This is a genomic window from Methylobacterium fujisawaense (assembly GCF_014138435.1).
Taxonomy (GTDB): domain Bacteria; phylum Pseudomonadota; class Alphaproteobacteria; order Rhizobiales; family Beijerinckiaceae; genus Methylobacterium; species Methylobacterium fujisawaense.
The window spans coordinates 672308-681363 of sequence record NZ_JACJIM010000004.1 but is presented as its reverse complement, the minus strand read 5'-3'; the positions used below and the strand labels follow the sequence as shown (position 1 = coordinate 681363).

Genomic DNA, 9056 nt, shown 5'->3' with positions numbered 1-9056 from the left:
TCCAGCTCGACCAGCTCCAGCAGCTCCTCGTCGTCGACCATGTCGACCTTGTTGAGGAACACCACCAGCGCCGGAACGCCGACCTGGCGCGCCAGAAGGATGTGCTCGCGGGTCTGCGGCATCGGGCCGTCGGCCGCCGAAACCACCAGGATCGCGCCGTCCATCTGCGCCGCGCCCGTGATCATGTTCTTCACGTAGTCGGCGTGCCCGGGGCAATCCACGTGCGCGTAGTGACGGTTCTGCGTCTCGTACTCCACGTGCGCCGTCGAGATCGTGATCCCGCGCGCCTTCTCCTCCGGAGCCTTGTCGATCTGGTCGTAGGCCGTGAACGTCGCCCCGCCCGTCTCCGCCAGAACCTTCGTGATCGCCGCCGTCAACGACGTCTTGCCGTGGTCAACGTGACCAATCGTGCCAATGTTGCAGTGCGGCTTGGTGCGGGAGAACTTTTCCTTGCCCATCAGAGCCTCCTAGATTCGAATTCGTGTTGCGGAAGAAGAGATGCCTCAGGCCGAAGCCTTAGGCGTACTTGGCGATGACCTTGTCGGCCTCGCCGCGCGGCACCTCTTCGTAGTGGTCGAACTGCATGGTGAAGTTCGCCCGGCCCTGCGACATGGAGCGCAGGTTGTTCACGTAGCCGAACATGTTGGCCAGCGGCACCATCGCGTTGATGACGTTGGCGTTGCCGCGCATGTCCTGACCCTGGATCTGGCCGCGGCGGGAGTTCAGGTCGCCGATGACCGAGCCGGTGTACTCTTCCGGCGAGACGACCTCGACCTTCATCACCGGCTCGAGCAGGACCGAGCCGCCCTTCTGCAGGGCCTCACGGAGGGCTGCACGGGACGCGATCTCGAAGGCCAGCGCCGAGGAGTCGACGTCGTGGTAGGCGCCGTCGATCAGCTCGACCTTCACGTCGACCACCGGGAAGCCGGCGAGGACGCCCGCGCCCAGGACCGAGTTCAGGCCCTTCTCGACGCCGGGGATGTACTCCTTCGGAACCGCGCCGCCGACGATCTTCGACTCGAACTGGAAGCCGGCGCCCGGCTCGTTCGGCTCGACCACGAACTTCACGCGGGCAAACTGGCCGGTACCGCCGGTCTGCTTCTTGTGCGTGTAGTCGATCTCCTGACGACGGGTCAGCTTCTCGCGGTAGGCCACCTGCGGCTGGCCGATATTCGCGTCGACCTTGTAGGTGCGGCGCAGGATGTCGACCTTGATGTCCAGGTGGAGCTCGCCCATCCCCCGGAGGATGGTCTGGCCGGATTCCTGGTCCGTGGACACGCGGAAGGACGGATCCTCGGCGGCGAGCTTCGAGAGCGCGATGCCGAGCTTCTCCTGATCGGCCTTCGACTTCGGCTCGACGGCGATCTCGATGACGGGCTCGGGGAACTCCATCTTCTCGAGGATCACGGCCTTCTGCGGATCGCAGAGGGTGTCGCCCGTGCGGGTATCCTTGAGGCCGGCCAGGGCGACGATGTCGCCCGCGAAGGCCTCCTTGATGTCCTCACGGTTGTTGGCGTGCATCAGGAGCATGCGGCCGACGCGCTCCTTCTTGTCGCGCGACGAGTTCAGCACGTTGGCGCTGGTCTCGACCTTGCCCGAGTAAACGCGGCAGAAGGTGATCGTGCCGACGTGGGGATCGTCCATGATCTTGAAGGCGAGCATGGAGAAGGGATCCGAGTCCGTCGGGTGACGGACGGTCTCTTCCTCGGTCTTGAAGTCGATGCCCTTGATCTCGCCGCGATCGGCCGGGGAGGGCAGGTAGTCCACGACGGCGTCGAGGAGCGGCTGCACGCCCTTGTTCTTGAAGGCCGAGCCGCACAGCACCGGGTGGAAGGCGCGCAGCTGCACGGCCTTGCGCACCAGGCGGCGCATGGTCGCCTCGTCAGGCTCGGTGCCGTCGAGGTAGGCGGACATCGCCTCGTCGTCGAGCTCGACGCAGGCCTCGACCAGCTTGGTGCGGTACTCGACAGCCTGATCCTTCAGGTCGGCCGGGATCTCGGTCTCGTCGAAGTTGGCGCCGAGCGCCTCACCCGTCCAGACGATCGCCTTCATCTTGATGAGGTCGATCACGCCCTGGAAGCTGGACTCGGCACCGATCGGTAGCTGCAGGCAGACGGGCTTGCCGGCGACGCGGTCGATGATGTCGGCGACGCACTTGAAGAAGTCGGCGCCGATCTTGTCCATCTTGTTGACGAACACGACGCGCGGCACGTCGTACTTGTCGGCCTGGCGCCACACGGTCTCGGTCTGCGGCTCGACGCCCTGGTTGCCGTCGAGCACGCACACGGCGCCGTCGAGCACGCGCAGGGAGCGCTCGACCTCGATGGTGAAGTCGACGTGGCCGGGGGTGTCGATGATGTTCAGGCGCTTGTCGCGCCAGAAGCAGGTCGTCGCAGCCGAGGTGATCGTGATGCCACGCTCCTGCTCCTGCGCCATCCAGTCCATGGTGGCGGCGCCCTCATGGACCTCGCCGATCTTATGGGACTTTCCGGTGTAGTAGAGGATCCGCTCGGTCGTCGTGGTCTTGCCGGCATCAATGTGGGCCATGATGCCGAAGTTGCGGTAGTCCTCGATCGCGTGCGTGCGGGGCATCGAATTGCTCCTGAGAGACGGCGGAACCGCTTACCAGCGGTAGTGCGAGAAGGCGCGGTTGGCTTCCGCCATCCGGTGCGTGTCTTCCCGCTTCTTGACGGCGTTGCCGCGGTTGTTGGCGGCATCGAGCAGCTCGGCGGAGAGCCGCTCGATCATGGTCCGGTCGTTGCGCGAACGGGCCGCCTGGATCAGCCAACGGATGGCGAGGGCCTGGCGACGCTCGGTGCGCACCTCGACGGGGACCTGGTAGGTCGCGCCGCCGACGCGGCGGGAGCGGACCTCGATCATCGGGGCGACGTTGTCGAGGGCGGCGCGGAACACCTCGATCGGGTTGGCGCGGGCGCGGTTCTCGACGATGTCGAAGGCACCGTAGACGATCCGCTCGGCGGTCGACTTCTTGCCCTCGTACATGATGGAGTTCATGAACTTCGTCAGCACCACGTCCCCGTACTTCGGGTCCGGGATGATCTCACGCTTCTCGGCAGAGTGACGACGGGACATCTTCTGGAACTCTCGAACGAAAAGATCTTAAGCACCCCGCGCAGGCCGCCTGAGCCGTAAGGCCGGCGACATCCTTGCGAGGCCGTGGAAACGCAGACCGGCGCCCGGGAAAAATCCGGGCGTCCGACTTACTTCGGACGCTTGGCGCCGTACTTCGACCGGCGCTGCTTGCGGTTCTTCACGCCCTGCGTGTCGAGCACGCCGCGCAGGATGTGGTAGCGCACGCCCGGAAGATCCTTCACGCGGCCGCCGCGGATCATCACCACGGAGTGCTCCTGAAGGTTGTGACCCTCACCCGGGATGTAGCCGATCACCTCGAAGCCGTTGGTGAGGCGCACCTTAGCGACCTTACGGAGCGCCGAGTTCGGCTTCTTCGGGGTCGTCGTGTAGACGCGGGTGCAGACGCCGCGCTTCTGCGGGCAAGCGTCGAGCGCCGGAACCTTGTTGCGGCTCCGCTGGATCTTCCGCGGCTGGGCGATCAGCTGGTTGATCGTCGGCATCCTGTGCCCTCTTCCTCGGTCACCTAGGCCGGACTGCACAGGGCAGTCCGCAAAACGAATATGCGCCGGAGGGCCTGTCACGGACCCTCGGCGCGGTGTGGGCAGAGGAGCACGCCCGAAACGAACGCGCTCATACCTACGGATCTGACTTAAGCGTCAGGCGATTTGAACCCTCGGAGCGCGCGGGGCGATGGCGGCGGCGTCAAGGGGGTATGCCCAAGGGCCGTCGGCAGCCGATGGCCGTCCGAAGTGGCGCGCTTCTAGCCGCGGTTGTCCCGCAGGTCAATGCGGTGGCGGCAGAAAACTGCACCGCGCCGGAGGTTAAGGATCGGTCAAGGCGCGGAATCCCCGTCCGCGCGTACATGACCCTCACCGCATCACCGGACCGTCAACCACGGCCGCCCCCGCGCTCGATCCGGGATGGCATCAACCCGCGGCAGAACCCGGGCAAGATCACGCGAATCGTCTTGCCGGCGCAAGAAGAACATCCACCGCCTTTCTCCACGCTTCCCCAGCACGCTGTGCTGATGACCCGGTGAAAAACGGAAATCCGGTCCGTTGATCGGATTGCGGCTTTCAGGGAATGATGTGGAGGCTCGGGACAGACCGCTCCGATCGTCTTCTCCGGATCGGAGATCGTCTTGCACCCGGCACCGAAGATCTTTCGTCGCCCGTGAACGGCCCGAGTTTTTGTCACCGCTCTGTCCAATGGAGATTCGCGTGCGCCGCCTCTTCGCTCTCGCCCTGGCAATCCTTTGTTCGGTGGGTGCAGCTCAGGCCGACAGGCTCGACGACATCCGGAAGGCCGGCGTTCTCCGGGTGGCCGTCTTCGACAGCAATCCGCCCTTCGGCTTCGTTGATCGCGGGACCCTGCAGATTGCCGGACTCGATGTCGATTACGCCCAGGCCATCGCCGACAAGCTCGGCGTAAAGGTCGAACTGCGTCCCACCAACCCGGCGAATCGGATCCCGCTGCTGATCTCCGGCAAAGTCGATCTGGTCCTGGCGAACTTCACGATCACGGAGGAGCGGGGCAAGCAACTCGACTTCAGCATCCCCTACTTCGCGTCCGGCCAGCAGTTCCTGACCAAGAAGGGCACCCTGTCGTCCCCCGATCAGATCAACGGCCTGCGCATCGGCGTCGACAGGGGCACCACCAACGAGATCGTGCTGCGCCGGGACTTCCCGAAGGCGACGGTGGTCGCCTTCGATGACACGCCCTTCGCCTTCACGGCCCTGCGCAACGGCAACGTCCAGGCGATCACGCAGGACGGGCCGAAGCTCGTCGGGCTGCTGGCGAAGGTGCCGGACCGCCAGAATTACGAGATCCCGCCCTTCAGCATCTCCAACGACTATATCGGCGTCGGCATCCCGAAGGGGGAGGGCCGGCTTCGGGATCTCGTGAACGAGGCGCTGCGCGAGTTGGAGGCGCGCGGCAAGGCGGCGCAGATCTACGATCGCTGGTTCGGCCCGAACACCGAGCAGCCGCTGCCGCGCCTGTTCCGAATCGGCGACCGCAACTAGCCGAGGCCGGGCGACGGAGATGGGCCAGCTCTTCGGCGACCTGTTGGCGCCTCGCTACCTCGTCTGGCTGATCCAAGGCTTCGAACTCACCCTGGCTCTCTCGGTGGCCGTGTGTCTCGCCGGCACCGGGGTGGGTCTCGCGGCGTGCTGCCTGCGGGAAGCGGGCGGCGCCGCGGCCGGGCGGGCAGTGGCCGGCTTCGTCGGGATCGTCCGGAACACGCCGCTGCTGGTGCAGCTCTTCGTCTGGTACTTCGTGGGCGCAGCCCTGTTGCCGAGCGGCGCGACAACCTGGCTGAACACGCCGCACGCCCTCGATCTGGGATTCGGCGCCGTGCATTGGCCGGCCTACGAGACCCTGGCCGGGTTCTTCGGCCTCACCGTCTATGCGGGCGCCTACATCGCCGAGGAGGGCCGGGCAGGCGTCAACGGTGTCCGCCCCGGCCAGCGGGAGGCGGCCATCGCCCTTGGCCTGACGCCGGTCCAGACCTTCCGCCACATCGTCCTGCCACAGGCCCTGCGCGTCGCCTGGCTGCCGATCGTCGGCCAGTACCTCAACACGATCAAGAACACCGCCCTCACCATGACGATCGGCCTCGCGGAGCTGTCCTACGCGTCCCGGCAGGTGGAGACCGAGACGTTCAAGACCTTCCAGGCCTTCGGCATCGCGACGCTGCTCTATGTGGGCGCGGTCGCCCTGGTCGAGGCGGCGGGGCAGGCGGTGGCCCGCCGCGCCGCGGCTCCGGGACCGCGCCGATGAACCCTGCGATCATCACCGACAATCTCGGCTACCTGCTGCTCGGCGCCTGGCCCAGGGGCCCGGTCGGCGGGCTGGCGCTGACGCTGATCCTCTCCGGCCTGTCCGGCCTCGCCTCGGCCCTGCTGGGTCTCGTCCTGGGCATCGCCCTGGCGATGAGCGCGGGGCCGTCCCGCGTCGCTCTGACCATCGGGCTCGGCGTCTTACGCGCCGTGCCGATCGTGATGCTGATCTTCTGGAGCTACTTCCTGCTGCCGATCCTGTTCGGCGTGTCGATTCCGGAGATCGGCACCGTGGCGGCGACCCTGGCGCTCGTCGGCGGGGCCTATCTCTCGTACGGGGTGGCGGCCGGGATCGAGAGCATCGGCCACGGCCAGTGGGAGGCCGGCCTCGCCCTCGGCTTCGGCCGCTGGCCGGTGCTGCGCTTCATCATCCTGCCACAGGCGCTCAGGGCCATGGCGCCGTCCTTCGTCAATCAATGGACCACGCTCATCAAGGACACCTCGCTCGCCTACGTGATCGGCGTGCCCGAGCTGTCCTTCGTGGCCACCCAGGTGAACAACCGCACCATGGTCTACCCGGCCGAGATCTTCCTGTTCGTCGGCGCCCTCTACGCGGGCCTGTGCGTCGCCCTCGACAGGCTCGCCGCGCGGCTCGTGCGGCGCCGCTCGCGACCGACGGCACATCTCGGCTGAGGCCATCCTGACCGGAGCAGGCCCCTGGGTCGCCCGTCATGCCGGATCGAACGATGGCCGCGACCTCGGATTCGGCCGGCGATGAAACGGTCTCCCGCCGAAACCGTCGCGCGATGCGTCCCACTCCGCCTTGGGGGGGAGAGGCAGCCCAGAGGGGCCGAAGCCATCCGGCGGAGATGAGAGGAGGCCCGTTGACGGCCGGTGCGGCCGCCGTGAGGACCCCGCCCCGGACGCGGGCAAGCCGGCAAATCCTGCCGGGTTGCCGGAGGGGACGTACCGGATCGGGGCAGGGGGGCGCCGGCAGGGTCTACGGAGAATTAAAGCGATCCGTCGAATTGTCGCGATCAACGGGCGGCCCGTGTGCCGCCGCGGGTCTGCGTCAAGGGTTTTGCGTATGGGTTGCGTCGCGGTCAGCAACGTCGTTCCGTTCCGGCGGGCCATTCCCGCCCAGGCACCGGGCGAGTGGGAGGCACGCAGCCGCCGGCGCAGCGAGCAGCGGTCCCTGCTCGATGCCGTCTACGCCACCGGCAGCATGGTCGTCGCCGCCGAGGATCGCGGGACGAAACTGACGGCCTCCCGGCTTCAGGTCTACGGATTCCTGGCGATCGAGGAGGTCGGCGAGGACGGTCTCATGCGGCGGCTCCGCCCCTCCGAAGCGATCCGCGCCCGCTCGGAGCGGCCCTGGCGCCTGTCGAAGCCTGCGAGCGGCGCGTCGGTGACAATCCCGAGCCTCGACGGCTTCCTGTTCGAATCAGGCGGCCAGCCCGCCTGAGTCCCGCCCGAGCGCTCAGCGACCGGTGCGCCGAGAGGCGCGCCGGTCGTCGCGTTTTGAGAGGCACGCCGGCCCGCACGACAGATCCGCAGCGAGTCGTGCGCGCGAGGCCGAAACGGGGCGCGACGTCGATCGCCATGCGACGCGGCCTCCTGACGGGCGCCGGCTGGAACCAGGCCGTGCATCGGGTCAATCCAGCCATGCGCCGCCGACGATTTCGCGCCGCTCCGCTTGCCATCCGGGGCGGCCCGTAGTATCCGCCCGGCCTTCGCGACATTCCGATGGGTGCTCGCACCCTGTGAACGCGGTGACCGCGCCGGTGTCCTTGCGACACCGCCAGCGCGGTCGAACACATGAGCCGGGGACATCAGGTCCCCATCAGGCGTCGTCCGCCGGGCAATACCGTCCGTGTGCGGAAACCCGCCTGAAACAAGGAGTCACGCACGTGATCCAGATGCAGACGAATCTGGACGTCGCCGACAACTCGGGTGCACGCCGTGTGATGTGCATCAAGGTTCTCGGCGGGTCGAAGCGCAAGTATGCCGGCGTGGGCGACGTGATCGTCGTCTCCGTCAAGGAGGCGATCCCGCGCGGTCGCGTCAAGAAGGGCGACGTCATGAAGGCGGTCGTCGTCCGCACCGCCAAGGACGTGAAGCGTGCCGACGGTTCGGTCATCCGCTTCGACAAGAACGCCGCGGTCCTGATCAACAATCAGAAGGAGCCGATCGGCACCCGTATCTTCGGACCGGTTCCGCGCGAGCTCCGCGCCCGCAACCACATGAAGATCATCTCCCTGGCTCCGGAGGTGCTGTAATGGCTGCCAAGATCAAGAAGGGCGACAAGGTCGTCGTGCTCACCGGCCGCGATTCGGGCCGGTCGGGCGAGGTGATCCAGGTTCTGCCGAAGGAAGGCCGGGCCTTCGTGCGCGGCATCAACCTGGTCAAGAAGCACCAGAAGCAGACACAGAACCAGGAAGGCGGCATCATCTCCAAGGAGGCCGCCATCCAGCTCTCGAACATCGCGGTCGCGGATGCCAACGGCAAGCCGACCCGCGTGGGTTTCCGCATCCTCGAAGACGGGCGCAAGGTCCGGTTCGCCAAGACCACGGGGGATCAGATCGATGGCTGAGGCCGACAAGAACGCCTACACCCCGCGCCTGCGCAAGCACTACGACGAGGTGGTTCGCCAGAAGCTGATCGAGGAGTTCGGCTACAAGAACCCCATGGAAGTGCCGCAGATCACCAAGATCGTGATCAACATGGGCGTCGGCGAGTCCACCGCGGACTCGAAGAAGGCCTCGGTGGCGGCGGGCGACCTCGCCCTGATCGCCGGCCAGAAGCCGGTCATCACCCGGGCCCGCAAGGCCATCGCGACCTTCAAGGTCCGCGAAGGCATGCCGATCGGCTGCAAGGTGACCCTGCGCAAGCAGCGCATGTACGAGTTCATGGACCGGCTGATCACCATCGCGCTGCCGCGCGTGCGTGACTTCCGCGGCCTGAACCCGCGCTCGTTCGACGGCCGCGGCAACTACGCCCTCGGTCTCAAGGAGCACCTCGTGTTCCCGGAGATCTCCTACGACAAGGCCGAGCAGACCTGGGGCATGGACATCGTCGTGGCGACCACCGCCAAGACCGATGCCGAGGCCAAGGCCCTGCTCGCCGCCTTCAAGTTCCCGTTCCGGCAGTGAAGCTCTCGGGCTTCAGACGCGGACACCGGAG

Annotated in this window: 11 protein-coding genes; 7 read left to right on the top strand and 4 right to left on the bottom strand. The window is 66.8% G+C overall.

Features of this window, described 5'->3' with window-relative positions; genetic code table 11:
* The 4 genes from GGQ91_RS15790 to rpsL form a co-directional block, all read right to left on the bottom strand.
* Window positions 1–458 (bottom strand): GTP-binding protein (locus GGQ91_RS15790; RefSeq protein WP_182592338.1); only part of this gene is annotated, 458 nt, incomplete at its 3' end.
* Between the two features lie 58 nt (window positions 459–516).
* A complete protein-coding gene (gene fusA, locus GGQ91_RS15785) occupies window positions 517–2592 on the bottom strand; it encodes an elongation factor G (RefSeq protein ID WP_043387390.1) in 2076 nt (691 codons plus the stop codon).
* 30 nt (window positions 2593–2622) lie between these two features.
* The gene (gene rpsG / locus GGQ91_RS15780) at window positions 2623–3093 is read right to left on the bottom strand and encodes a 30S ribosomal protein S7 (RefSeq protein ID WP_007557567.1); all 471 of its coding nucleotides are present in this window, start codon (window positions 3091–3093) and stop codon (window positions 2623–2625) included.
* A 128-nt stretch (window positions 3094–3221) separates the two neighbouring features.
* Window positions 3222–3593 (bottom strand): 30S ribosomal protein S12, encoded by a 372-nt coding sequence (gene rpsL, locus GGQ91_RS15775; protein ID WP_007557568.1) that lies wholly within the window; start codon window positions 3591–3593, stop codon window positions 3222–3224.
* A 720-nt stretch (window positions 3594–4313) separates the two neighbouring features.
* Here rpsL and GGQ91_RS15770 point away from each other — a divergent pair.
* The 7 genes from GGQ91_RS15770 to rplE all read left to right on the top strand — a co-directional run bounded on the left by GGQ91_RS15770 (window position 4314) and on the right by rplE (window position 9025).
* Window positions 4314–5117 (top strand): ABC transporter substrate-binding protein, encoded by an 804-nt coding sequence (locus tag GGQ91_RS15770; RefSeq protein ID WP_343066800.1) that lies wholly within the window; start codon window positions 4314–4316, stop codon window positions 5115–5117.
* 19 nt (window positions 5118–5136) lie between these two features.
* Window positions 5137–5874 carry an amino acid ABC transporter permease gene (locus GGQ91_RS15765; protein ID WP_182592336.1) on the top strand — a complete coding sequence of 246 codons (738 nt, stop codon included), beginning with the start codon at window positions 5137–5139 and terminating at the stop codon, window positions 5872–5874.
* Complete coding sequence (locus GGQ91_RS15760; protein ID WP_182592335.1) at window positions 5871–6566, top strand: amino acid ABC transporter permease; 696 nt, start codon at window positions 5871–5873, stop codon at window positions 6564–6566. Before GGQ91_RS15765 ends, GGQ91_RS15760 begins: the two co-directional genes overlap by 4 nt.
* 394 nt (window positions 6567–6960) lie before the next feature.
* Window positions 6961–7338: a hypothetical protein gene (locus GGQ91_RS15755; RefSeq protein WP_043348264.1), complete on the top strand. Its 378-nt coding sequence runs from the start codon at window positions 6961–6963 to the stop codon at window positions 7336–7338.
* A gap of 445 nt (window positions 7339–7783) precedes the next feature.
* Entirely contained in the window at window positions 7784–8152 is a 369-nt protein-coding gene (gene rplN / locus GGQ91_RS15750) for a 50S ribosomal protein L14 (protein WP_010686182.1), read from the top strand.
* Window positions 8152–8466 (top strand): 50S ribosomal protein L24, encoded by a 315-nt coding sequence (gene rplX / locus GGQ91_RS15745; protein WP_012319178.1) that lies wholly within the window; start codon window positions 8152–8154, stop codon window positions 8464–8466. The genes rplN and rplX overlap by 1 nt, the downstream gene beginning before the upstream one ends.
* A complete protein-coding gene (gene rplE / locus GGQ91_RS15740; protein WP_043348261.1) occupies window positions 8459–9025 on the top strand; it encodes a 50S ribosomal protein L5 in 567 nt (188 codons plus the stop codon). Before rplX ends, rplE begins: the two co-directional genes overlap by 8 nt.
* Window positions 9026–9056: the final 31 nt, after the last annotated feature.